Source organism: Roseovarius sp. MBR-51 (genome assembly GCF_053628575.1).
The window spans coordinates 143,261-157,173 of record NZ_JBRJGQ010000006.1 but is presented as its reverse complement, the minus strand read 5'-3'; the positions used below and the strand labels follow the sequence as shown (position 1 = coordinate 157,173).

Genomic DNA, 13,913 nt, shown 5'->3' with positions numbered 1-13,913 from the left:
AAAGCCTTGACCCTGCCCCGGCCCCGGCTTACCAACTGCCGCAGGTGGGGCCTGTAGCTCAATTGGTTAGAGCAGAGCGCTCATAACGCTTTGGTTGGGGGTTCGAGTCCCTCCGGGCCTACCAGATTAACGGAATGCCACCGATGCCCCTGCCCGTTTCCTCTATCCGCAACCTCGGTCCTGCCTCTGATGCAGGCTTTGCGCGTGCCGGCATCCATGACGCCGAGAGCTTGCGGGCCATGGGGGCAGATGTGGCCTATGAGGCGCTGTTGCGCGCTGGCACGCAGCCGCATTTCATCGGCTATTATGCCTTGGTGATGGGATTGCAGGGGCGGCCTTGGAATGACTGTCAGGGCGCAGAAAAAGCTGCCCTGCGCGTCCGATTCGACGCGATCAAGGCGCGCGTCGCAGGCGAGATGACCGGGCCAAACGCGACGCTTGAGGCGATTCTGAATGAGATCGGGACAGGGCTGCGGCGCTAGATTTGGTCTCAATCCGCAAAGGCGTGGGTCAGAACCCGGCGCCTAGCCCTCCAACGCCTGCGCCAGATCGGCAATCAGATCACCCGCATCCTCGATCCCAACCGAAAACCGCAACAGCCCCTCGGGGATGCCCGTATGCGGCTCGATCGTGTGGCGATGCTCGACAAGGCTCTCGACCCCGCCCAGCGACGTGGCACGGTGGAAAAGCTGCAACCGCCCCGCCACCTCCAGCGCCCGCGCCCGCCCGCCTCGCAGCACCGCAGACAAGAGATAGCCATAGCCGCCGCACATCTGCCGCGCGGCAATCGCATGGCCCGCATGGCTGACAAGCCCCGGATAATACACCGCCTCAATGCCCGCATGCCCCTCGAGATACGCGGCCACGGCCTGCGCATTCTCGCACATGCGTTCCATCCGCAGCGGCAGCGTGCGCATGCCCCGCATCAAGAGCCACGCCTCGAACGGCCCCATCACCGCGCCTGCATCATGCCGGTCGGTCACAATCTCCTGCCACATCGCATTGCCCGGTTCGCGGCAGGACAGCACACCTGCCAGAACGTCCGAATGCCCGTTGAGCGCCTTGGTGCCGGAATGCATCACAATATCGGCCCCCAGATCCAGCGCCCGCGTCAAGACCGGCGTCGCCGCCGTGCCATCGACCACCAAAATCGCTCCCGCCTTGTGCGACATCCCCGCCGCCGTGGCGATATCAACGGTCTTGAGCCACGGATTCGACGGCGTCTCGATCCAGACCATATCGGCCGAAGAGCGACACGCCGCAGCCAGAGCCGCCGGGTCCGCCGCGTCGATCTCATCGAGCAGAATGGCACGGCGCACACAATAGGCCCGCACCCATTTGAGCGTGCCCCAGTAAATACCGGTCTGCATCACCACCCGCGCGCCACTGGGCAGCGCCCGAAACACCGCCGCCACCGCCGCCATGCCGCTTGGAAAGAGCAGCGTCGCCGCCGCCCCTTCCAATTGCCGGATCACCTCTTCGGCCTGCCGCACCGTGTCATTCTGACCGCGCCCATAAATGTTGTCCGGCCGTAGCAACACGTAATCGGCATCCCGCCCATAGGTCGTAGAGAGCGAGATCCCCGGCACCACGCCGCCCGTGGCCGTATCCGTGGCCCCCGCCGCCTGAGCGGCAATCGTTGCGGGTTTCAACTCGGTATTCTTCATCTGTCCTGTCCCCTTCTTCATATCGTAAAGAGCCGCCCCGGCCCCCAGCCGCGCGCCTCAGCGCCAGCCCGGCGCAGCATGTCCCAAAAGAGCGCCTGATTGGAGGTCACGACCGGCAGGCCCAACTCCGCCTCAACGGCGTCGATCACGCCAAATGTGCGCAAATTGGTGCAACTGGCAAACACCGCTTCGACCCCCGGCACGCGCCCCGCCTCCAGCATCGCACGCCGCGTGCTCGCCTCGGTGATACGCCCCACCGTCCAATCCTCTTTCTGTCCGAAACTGACCGCATGGATCACCTCGATTCCCGCCACGCCGAGCGCTGCCGCCATCGGTTCGCTCACCTGCGGCACATAGGGTGTCACCATCGCGATCCTGCCCACCCCAAGCGTGTGCAGCGCCGTGATCACCGCGCTCAGCGGATTGCTCACGGGCACGCCCGGATGCGCCAGATGGATCAGCCGCGCCACCTCCTCCGACCCGATGATGGTCGCCCCCGAGGTGCAGGCATAGGCCATGGCACTCAATTCCTTTGGCAAGAGCGCCGCCGTGCGCGTCATCTCGGGTGCCATGAGGGCCAGATCCTCAGGCGTCACATCGGCCTTCGCCGGAATGCGCGCATGCAGCAGGTTCACATCGCGCCCCGCCAGCACCATCCGCGCCTCATATTCCACGGTCTCATCTGTGCTGAGCATGATCATCCCCAGCCGCAGCCCCGATCCCGCGCCCTGATCCAGATCATAGTCCATCACATCGCCTCCGGTCGGCGGCCCAACCGACTGATCGTCCCGCCCGAGACAGCGGCGCGCACCCCCGTGGTGCTGGCACAGGATGTGGGCAAACCCCGTGCCACCCGCACCGCCAGATAGGCAAAGGCCTGCGCCTCCAGCATATCGCCATCCAGCCCCACCGCCTCGACCGGCTCCACCGGACAATCCAGCGCGGCACGCAGCATCTGCATCATCACCCCATTATGCCGCCCACCTCCCGTCACCAGCAAACGCGCAGGCGGGCGCGGACAATGCTCCATGCCCCGCAGCACCGCCGCTGCCGCCATGCCGGTCAACGTCGCCACGGCATCGGCATCGCCCAGTTCCCCCACCAGCCCGATCATGTCAGCGAACGTGTCCCGGTCGAGCGATTTCGGCGGCATCCGCAGGAAATAGGGCTCATCAAGGAACAGCTCCAACGCGCCTTGCGCCACCTCCCCCTGACGCGCCAAGGCCCCATCGCGGTCAAAGGGTTCGCCCCGCCGCGCCAGCATCAGATCGTTGATGGGCGCATTGGCAGGCCCGGTATCAAACGCCAGAATGGCCCCCGCCTCCTCTGGCCGCGCAAAACTCGGATCAATCCAAGTGATATTCCCCACCCCGCCAAGGTTCAGAAACGCCAGCGGCTCTTGCGCGCCGATCCACTTGGCACAGGCGAAATGAAAGAACGGTGCCAGCGGCGCACCTTCGCCCCCCAGCCGGATATCCGCGCTGCGAAAATCCCACACCACCGGCAGGCCCAAATCCTCAGCCAGCCGCGCGCCATCGCCCAGTTGATGCGTGCCGCGCCCCTGCGGCTCATGCGCCAAGGTCTGTCCGTGAAACCCCACCAGCGCGGCGCCCTTGAATTGGCTCAAAACCTCCAGATGCGCGCCCTCAACCAGCGCTTGTGCCTCAGCCAGATTCTCGCCCGGCCATTTCCCCAAGGCGGCAGACAAGATCGCCTGCTCCTCGGCGCCATATCCACGATAAGCCGTTGGTCCAAAAGTGAATATTGTCTCGCCATCGGTCTCAACCATGGCCGCATCCACCCCATCCAATGAGGTGCCCGACATCGCCCCCAACGCCCAGAGGCGTTCCGCCTTCAACATGGCCTTTTCCTTTGCCCACCGACTGCATATACATGCCGCGCAAACCAAGCCGGGACAAGCATTATGACCTATCGCCCCAAATCCGATTTTCTCAACGTGATGATGTCGCGCGGCTATCTCGCCGACTGCACGGATTATCAGGGTTTGGACGAGGCCCTGAGTGCCGGAACCGTCACCGCCTATATCGGCTACGACGCCACGGCGAAATCTTTGCATGTCGGGCACTTGCTCAACATCATGATGCTGCGTTGGCTGCAAAAAACGGGGCATCGTCCCATCACCCTCATGGGCGGCGGCACCACCAAGGTGGGCGATCCCTCGTTCCGCTCGGATGAACGGCCCCTGCTCTCGCCCGCGCAGATCGACGAAAATATCGCCGGCATGAACCGCGTCTTTGCCCGCTACCTCGCCTATGGCGACGGCCCGCAAGAGGCGATGATGCTCAACAACGCCGAATGGCTCGACGGGCTCAATTACCTTGAGTTCCTGCGCGACATCGGGCGACATTTCTCCGTGAACCGGATGCTGGCGTTTGAATCGGTGAAATCGCGGCTCGACCGCGAGCAATCGCTCTCATTCCTCGAATTCAACTACATGATCCTGCAAGCCTATGATTTTCTGGAGCTAAATCGCCGTCATGGTTGCGTCCTGCAAATGGGCGGCTCGGATCAATGGGGCAATATCATCAACGGCATCGACCTCACCCGCCGCGTGATCGACCATGAGGTGTTTGGCCTGACATCACCGCTCCTGACCACCTCGGATGGGCGCAAGATGGGCAAATCGGCGGGCGGTGCCGTCTGGCTTTCGGCGGATATGCTGTCGCCTTACGAATTCTGGCAGTTCTGGCGCAACACCACCGATGCCGACACCGGGCGCTTCCTGAAACTCTACACCGAATTGCCGATTGAGGAATGCGAGCGGCTTGGCGCTTTGGAAGGTTCCGAGATCAACGCCGCCAAGATCATTCTCGCCAACGAGGTCACAACCCTCCTGCACGGACCCGAGGCGGCAGCGGCGGCCGAGGCCACGGCCCGCGAGGTGTTCGAACATGGCGGCGTGGGCGATGACCTCCCCACCGTCGAGGTGACAGCGGATGAACTGGCCGGGGGGATTTCCATCGTGCAACTCATCGTGCGTGCCGGTCTCGCCAAATCCGGCAAAGAGGCCAAGCGCCTCATCACTGAAAACGGCGCGCGTTTGGATGACGAACCGTTAACCGACGCAGGCCTGATAATCGACGCCGCCGCCCTCAAATCGCCGATCAAGCTTTCGGCGGGCAAGAAACGCCACGCCCTCGTCAAGCTGATCGACTGAGGGGCAAATCCGAACCGCGGACCTTACAAAATCAGCTTACGTCTTGTAAGGTCAGTAAGGTTCACCCCCGCCCGCGCAGCGCCTCTTTCAGCACGTCACGCACCGCCTCGGGCGGCACATCCGAGGTGATGAACGCCTCGCCAATGCCGCGCGCGAGGATAAAGCGCAGCTTGCCATCGACCACCTTCTTGTCCTGCCCCATGAGCGCAATCAGCCCATCGGCATCCGGCAATTCCCCTGCGATATCCGATAGATCCACCTTCATCTTCATGTCGCGGAAATGCGCCCGCACCCGGCTTGGATCTTCCTGAGAGCAGAGCCCTAGACGCGCCGACACCTCAAACGCCAGGGCGCAACCAATGGCCACCCCTTCCCCATGCAAAAGCCGCGCCCCATCATACTGTGTGGCCGACTCCAAAGCATGACAAAATGTATGCCCCAAATTGAGCAACGCCCTGTCGCCCTGCTCGGTTTCATCACGCGTCACGATCTCGGCTTTCATCTCGACCGAGCGTTTGACCAGATGAATTCTAGCCGCCATATCACCGCTCGCGGCACGTGAAGCATTAATTTCAAGCCATTGAAAAAAATCACTATCCCCCAGCAACCCGTATTTGGCGACCTCGCCATATCCGGCCAGATAATCGCGTTCCGTCAGTGTGCCCAGCACCTCTGTATCGGCCAGAACAAGGCTCGGCTGGTGAAACGCCCCGATCAGGTTCTTGCCCTGTGGCGCATTAATTCCTGTCTTGCCGCCCACCGAACTGTCCACCTGCGCCAGCAGACTCGTCGGAACCTGAACAAACCGCACACCCCGCCGCAACACCGCCGCCGCAAACCCCACCAGATCGCCGATCACGCCACCGCCAAAGGCGACCACAACGTCATTTCGCTCGACTTTCTGCTCCAGCAACCATTCCGCCACCCGCTCAAAATGCGGCCAGGATTTGGTGGCCTCACCGGCAGGCAACGTCATCGAAACAGACACAATTCCTTTCGTTTCCAATCCATTGCAGAGCGAAGCTAAATGCAGAGGCCCCACCGTCGCGTCGGTCACAATCGCCACGCGTGGACGCCGCAACAGCGGAGCAATCAGTGCCCCGGCCTCTGCCAACAGGCCCGGCCCGATATGAATGTCATACTCCCGCCCCGGCAGACCCACATGCACGATCTCGGTCATTCCACCAACTCCAATACGTCCTTGCGTTCGCTCAACGCCTTGAACACCTGCTCTGCCATCGCCTCGACACTGTATTCGCTGCGCGCACGGACGCGAATTTCCGCAAGCGCATAGATCGGCACCCGCGCGTTGTAGATTTCTGTCAGCGTCTCAAGAGGTTGAGCTGTGCGCAGTAAAGGTCTGGTATTCTTGCCTTTTACCCGCGACCATAAGAGCGACAAATCGGCATCGAGCCAGACCGAAACCCCCTTGCGCGCGACCAGATCGCGGTTGCGCTCGGCCAGAAAAGCCCCGCCGCCAGTCGACAATATGGCTCGTTGACCATCCAGCAGACGGTCAATCACCTCAGTCTCCCGCGCACGAAAGAAAGCCTCGCCATCCCTTTGAAATATCTCGGCAATCGTCATATTCGCGGCTTTCTCGATCTCGGCATCCGAGTCGAGGAACGGCACGCCGATCTTCGCCGCCAGCGCCTTGCCCACGGCTGTCTTGCCTGCCCCCATCATGCCCACCAACACAACGGTTTTGCCCAGTTTCCAATGCCCCTTGGCCGACACGATCGGCGCTCCCTTGCCCATTCACAAAGTTTTTCACTCAATGACGTGATCTTGCACAAAAGGCCAGTTATAACTTGGGAAAAAGAACGGGCAAAACAGGCAGGGGATGATATGTTGCGATTGATCAAATGGCTGTTTTATTTGGCCATTCTAGGGTTTATCGCCCTTATGGCCTATGCGTATCTTGGCCCGTTTTTTGGTGCGGATTTCTCGCCACCACAAACCGAGATTCGTCAGGACATCATACTTGAGACCGATTAGTGCGTTATTTTTGTTAGGATGTTGCACGGCGACCATGGCCGCAGCGCAGCAACCGCTGTCGGCGATTGACTGGTTGGATCAGGCCAGCACCGCCGCCGTGACCACCATTCCCCGCACGCCTCTGGGTGAACCGCCCGCCAGCGACGGCGTGGATGTGCCGCCCGTGACCGTGACAGCCCTTGACGCGCCGCGCGCCGATGCGGTTGGCCTCTTGCCCAGCACGACCACCGGCCTGCCTGCGACGCTCTGGGACAAGAGCGCCACCAACGATCTCACCCGCGCCTTTTCCCGCCTCGAGGCAGAGCCCATTCCCGCCATTCAGGCGCTCTACTACACGCTCCTTCTGGCAGAGGCGAATGCACCGCTGGATGCCGGATCCGACGCAAAGTTTCTGCGCGCCCGCCTCGAGGCCCTGACAGAGTTTGGCGCGATCGAGCCCGCGCAAGCCCTGTCAGAGCGCGCCGGACCAATGACAGAAGTTCTTTTTGATCAATGGTTTGCTCTGTCACTCTTGCTGGGGCAAGAGGACTCGGCCTGCACCGCGCTGACTCGCAAACCTCACCTGTCCTCTGATCTGAGCGCGCGGATATTCTGTGCGGCGCGTGGCGGTGACTGGAATACGGCCGCACTTACCTATCACAGCGCCACAGCACTTAATGCCCTCTCAGAGACGGACGCGACGCTCCTCGCGCTCTATCTCGATCCCGAGCTGATCGACGAGACAGACGCACCCGAGCCGCCGCAGACCCTCACGGCGCTGCAATTCCGTCTCTTTGAGGCGATCGGTACCGCCCTGCCCACCCATAACCTGCCCCGCGCCTTTGCCATGGCAGATCTGCGCGGCACGTCGGGATGGAAGGCCGAGATCGAGGCCGCAGAGCGCCTTGCCCGCACCGGTGCCGTTCCCGCCGCGCGCCTGCTTGGCCTCTATACCGAACGCCGCCCGGCGGCCTCTGGCGGTGTCTGGGACCGGGTCGCCGCCGTGCAGGCGCTTGATCGGACGTTGAGCGAGGGGGCAACCGAAGCCCTGACCGAAGCCCTGCCAATCGCTTGGCGTGCGGCCCGCGAAGAGCATCTCGAGGTGGTCTTTGCCGAGCTTTTTGCAGAGCGCCTCGCCGCGCTCGATCCCCCCGCGAGCATTCGCTCCCAGGTCTTTGAAATAATGCTTCTTTCTGCGCAGTATGAACAGGCGGAGGCGTTGCTTCAAACACCCACGCCGGACCAGACGTTTCTGATCGAGACCGCCCGTGGTAGGCCTCCAGCAGCTACCGCGCGCAGCGCCCTCCAAGGTGCCATCGCCACCGGATTTGCCAGCGAAGAGCCTGCGCCGGACCATCAGGCGCTGATCGACGCAGGTCGCTTGGGCGAAGCGATCCTGGCCGCAGCGCGACAAATCAGTCGCGGCGACGCCGCCCGCGACGCGTTGACCGGCGCGCTCGCCACCCTGCGCGCGGTCGGGCTGGAGGACACCGCCCGCCGTGCCGCCCTGCAACTCCTGTTGTTGGAGCGCCGCGGGTGACCGGCGACACCGCTTGGGTCGATCTCTTTCTCGAGGCTCAGGCGGCGGAGCTTGGGGCTGCAAAGAACACCCTGATGGCCTATGCGCGCGATCTGCGAGATTTTACGGATTGGGTTAAATATCAAAACCTTAGCCTAGAAAACCTCATGCAACCCGATATCGAATCCTATCTGGTTCAGTGCGACGCTCAGGGCTTGGCTCAGGCCACGCGGGCGCGCAGGCTCTCGGCCATCCGGCAACTTTACCGTTTTGCCTTTGAGGAACGGTTGCGCGCCGACAACCCCGCCATACGCATCAAGGGAGCGGGCAAGGCGCAGCGCCTGCCCAAGACCCTGACCGAGGATGAGGTCAGCCGCCTGCTCGAGGTTGCCCCCCAGCATGGCCGCACCGCCACAGAACGCTGCCGTAACGCTTGCCTCATGGCGCTGCTCTATGCCACCGGCATGCGCGTGAGCGAGCTGGTCTCGCTGCCCCTTGCCGCCGCGCGGGGCGACCCGCAGATGCTTTTGGTGCGCGGCAAGGGCGGCAAGGAACGCATGGTGCCCCTCTCGCCACCCGCCCGCGCGGCGCTGGTTGACTGGCTGGCGCTGCGCGACGCCGAAGAGACCGCGCGCCGCAGCAAAGGCCTGACACCCTCGCCCTTTCTCTTTGCCTCAGGCGGAACGGCGGGATATCTAACTCGCCACAGGTTTTACAACCTTATTAAAGAATTCGCAGTCAAAGCTCATGTTGATCCGGATAAGGTGACACCTCATACCCTGCGCCACGCCTTCGCGACGCATCTTCTGGCCAATGGGGCGGATCTACGGGTCATTCAGACCCTCTTGGGCCATGCCGATATCGCCACAACCGAGATTTACACGCATGTGCTCGAGGCGCGCTTGCAGGCGCTGGTGCAGGAACATCATCCGCTGGCACAGGCCGCCCGGCGCAAAACCGGCGGCAACACATCCTCCGACGGCCAATAGCCGCTCACAAGCGCGCGATCATAGCCCTGCACCAGCCCCGCCGCCCGCATCGCCGCATGTGCCGCACCATGATCATAGGCCAGCCGGTGAAACACCACGCCAGCCGCTTCGAGCACGGCAAATCCAGTCTCGAGCCGGCCATCATGCGGCGGCATGCCGATGGCCCCGGCGTTGACCCAGGTCACCGCCCCGATCGCACGTTGGAACATCAGACCGGAGTGCCCCGCCAGAACCATATCAATAGGGCCTGTAACCTCTCGAATAGCTGCGATTTCCTCTTGAAACACCGCCTCATCCGACACGGGCCAGATAAAGCGGCTCACCTCCGTCAGCCCGCCGTGAATCACCGCCACCCGTCGACCGGCATGGGTGAAGAGGATGAGATCCGGCAAACCCGCCATCCAACCCCGCGGCTCGGTCCCGACAGACCGATCCGCATGGCGATACCATCCCGCCGACAAGAGATCACACTGCGTGCCCGCCTCGAATCCACAGCCGCAATCCATCGCATTCTCCGCCAACTGCCGCTCGCAATTGCCCGCGAGCACGGCACACCCCGCCGCACGGATCAGCGCCACGGTCTCGACCGGCTGCGCACAATAGGCCACGACGTCCCCGGTGCAAATCATCCGCTCGGGCGGGATGCCAAGGCCCCCGGCCCGTGCCAGAATCGCCTGCATCGCCTGCAAATTTGAATAGGGCCCGCCAAAAACCAGGACAGGACCGACCATCTCCCCCAATTCCGCGATCCGCATCGCCAATGCTCCCTTGAATGCAGGGGGCGGACGCCCCATAACCCTGTAAACTACGAGGGACCGAACAAAGATGGAAGCCGCGCCAAGCGCACCCGACCTGACATTCTGGATCACCACCGGCGCGATCGTCGCGCTTCTGGTTATGTCCGCCTTCTTCTCAGGCAGCGAAACCGCACTCACCGCCGCCTCGCGCGGCAAGCTGCGCGCGCAGGCCGAAAAGGGCTCGCGCGGGGCTGAAACCGCGCTCCGCATCACAGAGGATAACGAGCGGCTGATCGGCTCGGTGCTGCTTGGCAACAATATGGTGAACATCCTCGCCGCCTCGCTGGCCACCGCGCTCTTTACCCGCCTCTTCGGTGAGAGCGGTGTCGCCCTTGCCACTCTCGTGATGACGATTCTGGTGCTGGTCTTTGCCGAGGTTCTGCCCAAGACCTACGCCATCACCAATGCCGAGGCCGCTGCCGCCCGCACCGCCCCCCTCATTGTGTGGGTGATCAAGATCTTTTCGCCCATCGTGACCGCCGTGCGCTGGTTCGTGCGCCGTATTCTGGCGCTCTTTGGCGTGCAGACCGACCCTGACAGCCATATTCTCGCGGTGCGCGAGGAAATTGCGGGCGCGCTCTATCTGGGCCAGTCCGAAGGCGTGGTCGAGAAAGAGGACCGTGACCGCATCCTTGGCGCGCTTGATCTGGGGGAACGCGCGGTCGAGGAAATCATGCTTCATCGCTCGCGGATCGAAATGATCAACGCCGAGTCGGAACCGGATGCGATTCTCAACCAATGTCTTGAAAGCAATCACACCCGCCTGCCGCTCTACCGCGACGACCCCGACAACATCATCGGTGTGGTCCATGCCAAGGATCTCTTGCGCGCCATTCACAAACTGATCACCGCATCCGAACTGGGGGCCGCAGCCCTCAAGGATTTCGATGTCTGCAGCATCGCGCGCAAGCCGTATTTCGTGCCGGAAACCACCACGCTCGACGATCAGATGCGGCAATTCCTGCGTATGCGCAGCCATTTCGCCATGGTGGTCGATGAATATGGCACGCTTCAGGGGTTGATCACGCTCGAGGATATTCTCGAGGAGATCGTCGGCGAGATCACCGATGAATTCGACCCCGACGCCGAGCATACGATTCGCAAGACCGAGGACAATCAGTTCCTCGTGGATGGGGCCATGACCATCCGCGACCTGAACCGCGCCACGGACTGGACACTACCCGACGAGGCCGCGAATACCGTTGCCGGTCTGGTGATCCACGAGGCCCAGATGATCCCCAAGGTGGATCAGGTCTTCATCTTTCACGGTTTCCGGTTTCAGGTCGTCGCGCGCAAAGACAACCGCATCACCAAACTCAAGGTGCGCAAGCTCTGATTGTCGGATCTAGCGCGGCTCTTTGTATTTCAGAATATCGCGGTCCACGCCCAATCCGATGATCGGGCTCAGCAGATCACGCCAGAGACTAGGGCGCGCGGCCTTTGCGGGGGCGAGGTCAGGCGGCAGCCGCAGGTCGTTCTGCAACATCGGCGCAAGGATACGCTCGTCCAGCATCCAGCGCCCCCGCCGCCCCTCCGTGCGGTCTGCCTGCTGGTAGGTCAACCATGTCGACAGCTTGGCCTGACAGCGCGGAGACTGCCCCGGATAGACAAGGTAAAAGCCGCTGTTGATCCGCAAACAGATATTGTCCAGCACCCGCGCCACTCCGCCAAGATCACCCGGAACATGACTCTTGGGCATATAGTTGAACCGCGCAGGTTCGCCGTTGAAAAACACCGCCAGAGCGCTGCAAAGGTCAATCTCGCGTTGCGCCATGCCCCACCCCAGCACCGGCTCCGGCAGCAAGGACCAGTCATAGGCACAGAGCGCCTCACGAAAGGCCTCGCGGGACAGGGATCGCAGATACGCGATTTGCTCTGCGGCTGTGCTTACGGACCAATCAAACGGACCGGGCTGCGGCATGGGAGGCTCCGTAAACTGAGGAAAAGGCAGATCACACCCTTGTGAGTTCAGAAAGTGCGCTTTCTGCGGAACAACTGTGACACCATTTGGGCAGCCGATAAATTCCACTTGGGATAGGCCAGTTTAGCGGATAGATTCGCACCCATGTTGACCCGCATTCTGCACGCCTTTTCCGCCACCAAACCGGCCCCCTTGCCAGAGCCGGACGAGAAACTTGCGCTGGGCGCCCTTATGGTTCGGGTGGCAAAATCCGACCACCATTACGAGCTGGCAGAGATCAAGCGAATCGACCGTCTCCTGACGCGCATCTATGGGCTTGGCCCGGTCGAGGCCGCCAAGATGCGCGCGCTCTCGGAACGGCTGGAGCGGGCCGCCCCCGAAACCGACCGCTTTGGCCATATCATCCGCGAGACCGTCAGCCTCGAGGCCCGCCTGAGCGCGCTCGAGGCATTGTGGGAGGTGGTCCTCTCCGACGGCGCCAGCCAACCCGAGGAATTGCAGGTGATCGACGCCGCCCGCGAGACGATGGGTCTCAGCCACGCCGACAGCGACGCCGCCCGCGCATTGGCCGAATCCCAGTAAAGCCACGCGAAGTTCCCTACGAATTCCCCATTGGCCTGCGCCACGTCGCACCCTATACCTGTGCCATGTTTGCAGATTTTCTGAAGCGGCTGATTCAACCAGCCCCCGAGCCGATGACCGGCGGCGATGCCCGTCTGGCGCTCTGTGCCCTCCTTGTGCGTGTCGCACGCACCGATGGAGACTATTCCGCCTCCGAGATCATCCGCATCACGCGCATCATCTCTGCCCGCTATGGCCTGCCGCAGCCTCAGGCCGAGGCCTTGCGCCAAGAGGCCGAAACGCTCGAGAGCGAGGCCCCCGATACGGTCCGCTTTACCCGCGCGATCAAGGATGCGGTGCCACATGAGGACCGCATGGGCGTAATCGAGGCGCTCTGGAAGGTGGCCTTGGCCGATGGGCAGCGCGAGGCGGATGAGGATGCGCTCTTGCGGCTGGTCGCCAGCCTCTTGGGCATCACGGATCAGGAAAGCGCCCGCGCCCGTCAACGCGTCATGGGGCAATCATGATCGCCAGCCTGCCGATGTATGACCGACCAGAGACAGCGGCAGCCAATGACGCGCTCTGGCAGGGCGTGCACGCCGCGCTTGGGCACGGGCCGGACACCCTCGACCGCGACGGAGAAGTCTGGACCCATTGGCTTAGCCCGGACCTCTTGCTGTCGCAGACCTGTGGCTATCCTTACCGCGCACGGCTGCATGGCCGGGTAACGCTGGTGGGCAGCCCCGTGCTCGACCTGCCCGACTGTCCGCCGGGGCTGTACTATAGCGTCTTGGTCGCCCGCGCCGATGACCCGCGCGAGCGCCCCGAGGATTTCGCCACCGCGCGCCTCGCCTATAACGACGCGCTCTCGCAATCCGGCTGGGCCGCGCCGCAAAACTGGGCCGCTGCGCGCGGATTTGCCTTTGGCAATCCCGTCCACACCGGCGCGCACCGCGCCTCTGCGATGGCCGTGGCCGAGGGGCGCGCCGATATCGCCGCGCTCGACGCGCTCAGTTGGCAATTCATGCAGGCATATGACCAGTTCCCCAAACACCTGCGCGTGTTGGGCCGGACAGATCCGACACCGGCCTTGCCCTATATCACCGCTCTCGGGCGCGATGCCGAACAGCTGCACGCGGCTCTGAAGGATGCAATCAATGCGCTCCCTGCATCCTTGCGCACAACCCTTGGCTTAACAGGCGTGACCCATATCCCGGCTGAGGATTATCTTGCCTTGCCCAATCCCGCGTCACCACCTGCGCCACAGCCTCCGAATTGAGCTGACGGTACGTCAAATCGCACAA

16 protein-coding genes and 1 tRNA gene are annotated in these 13,913 nt (G+C 62.7%); 10 read left to right on the top strand and 7 right to left on the bottom strand.

All coding sequences use genetic code 11. The features are described from left to right. Positions 1 to 47 precede the first annotated feature (47 nt). A tRNA-Ile gene (locus tag ACSSVY_RS10560) sits at positions 48 to 124 on the top strand. A gap of 19 nt (positions 125 to 143) precedes the next feature. Next, positions 144 to 482: a TfoX/Sxy family DNA transformation protein gene (locus tag ACSSVY_RS10555; RefSeq protein WP_040650642.1), complete on the top strand. Its 339-nt coding sequence runs from the start codon at positions 144 to 146 to the stop codon at positions 480 to 482. Between the two features lie 42 nt (positions 483 to 524). Here ACSSVY_RS10555 and ACSSVY_RS10550 read toward each other — a convergent pair whose 3' ends face one another. The 3 genes from ACSSVY_RS10550 to ACSSVY_RS10540 are packed head-to-tail and all read right to left on the bottom strand — an operon-like array spanning position 525 to position 3,528. Beyond that, positions 525 to 1,667, bottom strand: coding sequence for a trans-sulfuration enzyme family protein (locus ACSSVY_RS10550; protein WP_454269517.1), 1,143 nt, complete (start codon positions 1,665 to 1,667; stop codon positions 525 to 527). Between the two features lie 17 nt (positions 1,668 to 1,684). After that, entirely contained in the window at positions 1,685 to 2,416 is a 732-nt protein-coding gene (locus ACSSVY_RS10545; RefSeq protein ID WP_454269516.1) for a maleate cis-trans isomerase family protein, read from the bottom strand. Continuing rightward, complete coding sequence (locus ACSSVY_RS10540; RefSeq protein WP_454269515.1) at positions 2,416 to 3,528, bottom strand: anhydro-N-acetylmuramic acid kinase; 1,113 nt, start codon at positions 3,526 to 3,528, stop codon at positions 2,416 to 2,418. The genes ACSSVY_RS10545 and ACSSVY_RS10540 overlap by 1 nt, the downstream gene beginning before the upstream one ends. Before the next feature lie 63 nt (positions 3,529 to 3,591). Between ACSSVY_RS10540 and tyrS the strand changes: the two genes are divergently transcribed. Beyond that, the gene (gene tyrS / locus ACSSVY_RS10535) at positions 3,592 to 4,845 is read left to right on the top strand and encodes a tyrosine--tRNA ligase (protein WP_454269514.1); all 1,254 of its coding nucleotides are present in this window, start codon (positions 3,592 to 3,594) and stop codon (positions 4,843 to 4,845) included. 61 nt (positions 4,846 to 4,906) lie between these two features. Here the strand turns inward: tyrS and aroB are convergent, their stop codons facing one another. Further along, positions 4,907 to 6,025, bottom strand: a complete 1,119-nt coding sequence (aroB, locus tag ACSSVY_RS10530) for a 3-dehydroquinate synthase (RefSeq protein WP_454269513.1) — start codon at positions 6,023 to 6,025, stop codon at positions 4,907 to 4,909. Continuing rightward, complete coding sequence (locus tag ACSSVY_RS10525) at positions 6,022 to 6,603, bottom strand: shikimate kinase (protein ID WP_454269512.1); 582 nt, start codon at positions 6,601 to 6,603, stop codon at positions 6,022 to 6,024. The genes aroB and ACSSVY_RS10525 overlap by 4 nt, the downstream gene beginning before the upstream one ends. A gap of 90 nt (positions 6,604 to 6,693) precedes the next feature. Between ACSSVY_RS10525 and ACSSVY_RS10520 the strand changes: the two genes are divergently transcribed. Genes ACSSVY_RS10520 through ACSSVY_RS10510 form a run of 3 tightly spaced genes read left to right on the top strand, consistent with a single transcriptional unit; the run spans position 6,694 to position 9,330 of the window. Continuing rightward, complete coding sequence (locus ACSSVY_RS10520; protein ID WP_009818711.1) at positions 6,694 to 6,843, top strand: hypothetical protein; 150 nt, start codon at positions 6,694 to 6,696, stop codon at positions 6,841 to 6,843. Positions 6,844 to 6,877: 34 nt separating this feature from the next. Continuing rightward, positions 6,878 to 8,362, top strand: coding sequence for a hypothetical protein (locus ACSSVY_RS10515; RefSeq protein ID WP_454269511.1), 1,485 nt, complete (start codon positions 6,878 to 6,880; stop codon positions 8,360 to 8,362). Further along, on the top strand, positions 8,359 to 9,330 hold the full coding sequence (locus ACSSVY_RS10510; RefSeq protein WP_454269510.1) for a site-specific tyrosine recombinase XerD: 972 nt from the start codon (positions 8,359 to 8,361) through the stop codon (positions 9,328 to 9,330). Before ACSSVY_RS10515 ends, ACSSVY_RS10510 begins: the two co-directional genes overlap by 4 nt. Here ACSSVY_RS10510 and ACSSVY_RS10505 read toward each other — a convergent pair. Beyond that, on the bottom strand, positions 9,267 to 10,085 hold the full coding sequence (locus ACSSVY_RS10505; protein WP_454269509.1) for a metallophosphoesterase family protein: 819 nt from the start codon (positions 10,083 to 10,085) through the stop codon (positions 9,267 to 9,269). The two genes, ACSSVY_RS10510 and ACSSVY_RS10505, sit on opposite strands and share 64 nt — an antisense overlap. Before the next feature lie 70 nt (positions 10,086 to 10,155). On the opposite strand from ACSSVY_RS10505, the gene ACSSVY_RS10500 reads away from it, so the two are divergent. After that, positions 10,156 to 11,463, top strand: coding sequence for an HlyC/CorC family transporter (locus ACSSVY_RS10500; RefSeq protein ID WP_454269508.1), 1,308 nt, complete (start codon positions 10,156 to 10,158; stop codon positions 11,461 to 11,463). 9 nt (positions 11,464 to 11,472) lie between these two features. Here the strand turns inward: ACSSVY_RS10500 and ACSSVY_RS10495 are convergent, their stop codons facing one another. Continuing rightward, positions 11,473 to 12,048, bottom strand: a complete 576-nt coding sequence (locus tag ACSSVY_RS10495) for a hypothetical protein (RefSeq protein ID WP_454269507.1) — start codon at positions 12,046 to 12,048, stop codon at positions 11,473 to 11,475. 144 nt (positions 12,049 to 12,192) lie between these two features. On the opposite strand from ACSSVY_RS10495, the gene ACSSVY_RS10490 reads away from it, so the two are divergent. From ACSSVY_RS10490 to ACSSVY_RS10480, 3 genes are all read left to right on the top strand, one after another. Then, on the top strand, positions 12,193 to 12,630 hold the full coding sequence (locus ACSSVY_RS10490) for a tellurite resistance TerB family protein (RefSeq protein ID WP_454269506.1): 438 nt from the start codon (positions 12,193 to 12,195) through the stop codon (positions 12,628 to 12,630). Between the two features lie 65 nt (positions 12,631 to 12,695). Next, positions 12,696 to 13,136, top strand: coding sequence for a tellurite resistance TerB family protein (locus tag ACSSVY_RS10485; protein WP_454269505.1), 441 nt, complete (start codon positions 12,696 to 12,698; stop codon positions 13,134 to 13,136). Beyond that, positions 13,133 to 13,888, top strand: a complete 756-nt coding sequence (locus ACSSVY_RS10480; RefSeq protein WP_454269504.1) for a phosphate/phosphite/phosphonate ABC transporter substrate-binding protein — start codon at positions 13,133 to 13,135, stop codon at positions 13,886 to 13,888. The genes ACSSVY_RS10485 and ACSSVY_RS10480 overlap by 4 nt, the downstream gene beginning before the upstream one ends. Positions 13,889 to 13,913: the final 25 nt, after the last annotated feature.

Coding starts and splice junctions, on each gene's coding strand:
- ACSSVY_RS10545 (WP_454269516.1), bottom strand. CDS start 2,416: ATGGACTATGATCTGGATCAGGGCGCGGGATCGGGGCTGCGGCTGGGG.
- ACSSVY_RS10550 (WP_454269517.1), bottom strand. CDS start 1,667: ATGAAGAATACCGAGTTGAAACCCGCAACGATTGCCGCTCAGGCGGCG.
- ACSSVY_RS10525 (WP_454269512.1), bottom strand. CDS start 6,603: ATGGGCAAGGGAGCGCCGATCGTGTCGGCCAAGGGGCATTGGAAACTG.
- aroB (WP_454269513.1), bottom strand. CDS start 6,025: ATGACCGAGATCGTGCATGTGGGTCTGCCGGGGCGGGAGTATGACATT.
- ACSSVY_RS10480 (WP_454269504.1), top strand. CDS start 13,133: ATGATCGCCAGCCTGCCGATGTATGACCGACCAGAGACAGCGGCAGCC.
- ACSSVY_RS10520 (WP_009818711.1), top strand. CDS start 6,694: ATGTTGCGATTGATCAAATGGCTGTTTTATTTGGCCATTCTAGGGTTT.
- ACSSVY_RS10495 (WP_454269507.1), bottom strand. CDS start 12,048: ATGCCGCAGCCCGGTCCGTTTGATTGGTCCGTAAGCACAGCCGCAGAG.
- ACSSVY_RS10500 (WP_454269508.1), top strand. CDS start 10,156: ATGGAAGCCGCGCCAAGCGCACCCGACCTGACATTCTGGATCACCACC.
- ACSSVY_RS10490 (WP_454269506.1), top strand. CDS start 12,193: ATGTTGACCCGCATTCTGCACGCCTTTTCCGCCACCAAACCGGCCCCC.
- ACSSVY_RS10505 (WP_454269509.1), bottom strand. CDS start 10,085: ATGCGGATCGCGGAATTGGGGGAGATGGTCGGTCCTGTCCTGGTTTTT.
- ACSSVY_RS10485 (WP_454269505.1), top strand. CDS start 12,696: ATGTTTGCAGATTTTCTGAAGCGGCTGATTCAACCAGCCCCCGAGCCG.
- ACSSVY_RS10540 (WP_454269515.1), bottom strand. CDS start 3,528: ATGTTGAAGGCGGAACGCCTCTGGGCGTTGGGGGCGATGTCGGGCACC.
- ACSSVY_RS10555 (WP_040650642.1), top strand. CDS start 144: ATGCCCCTGCCCGTTTCCTCTATCCGCAACCTCGGTCCTGCCTCTGAT.
- tyrS (WP_454269514.1), top strand. CDS start 3,592: ATGACCTATCGCCCCAAATCCGATTTTCTCAACGTGATGATGTCGCGC.
- ACSSVY_RS10515 (WP_454269511.1), top strand. CDS start 6,878: ATGGCCGCAGCGCAGCAACCGCTGTCGGCGATTGACTGGTTGGATCAG.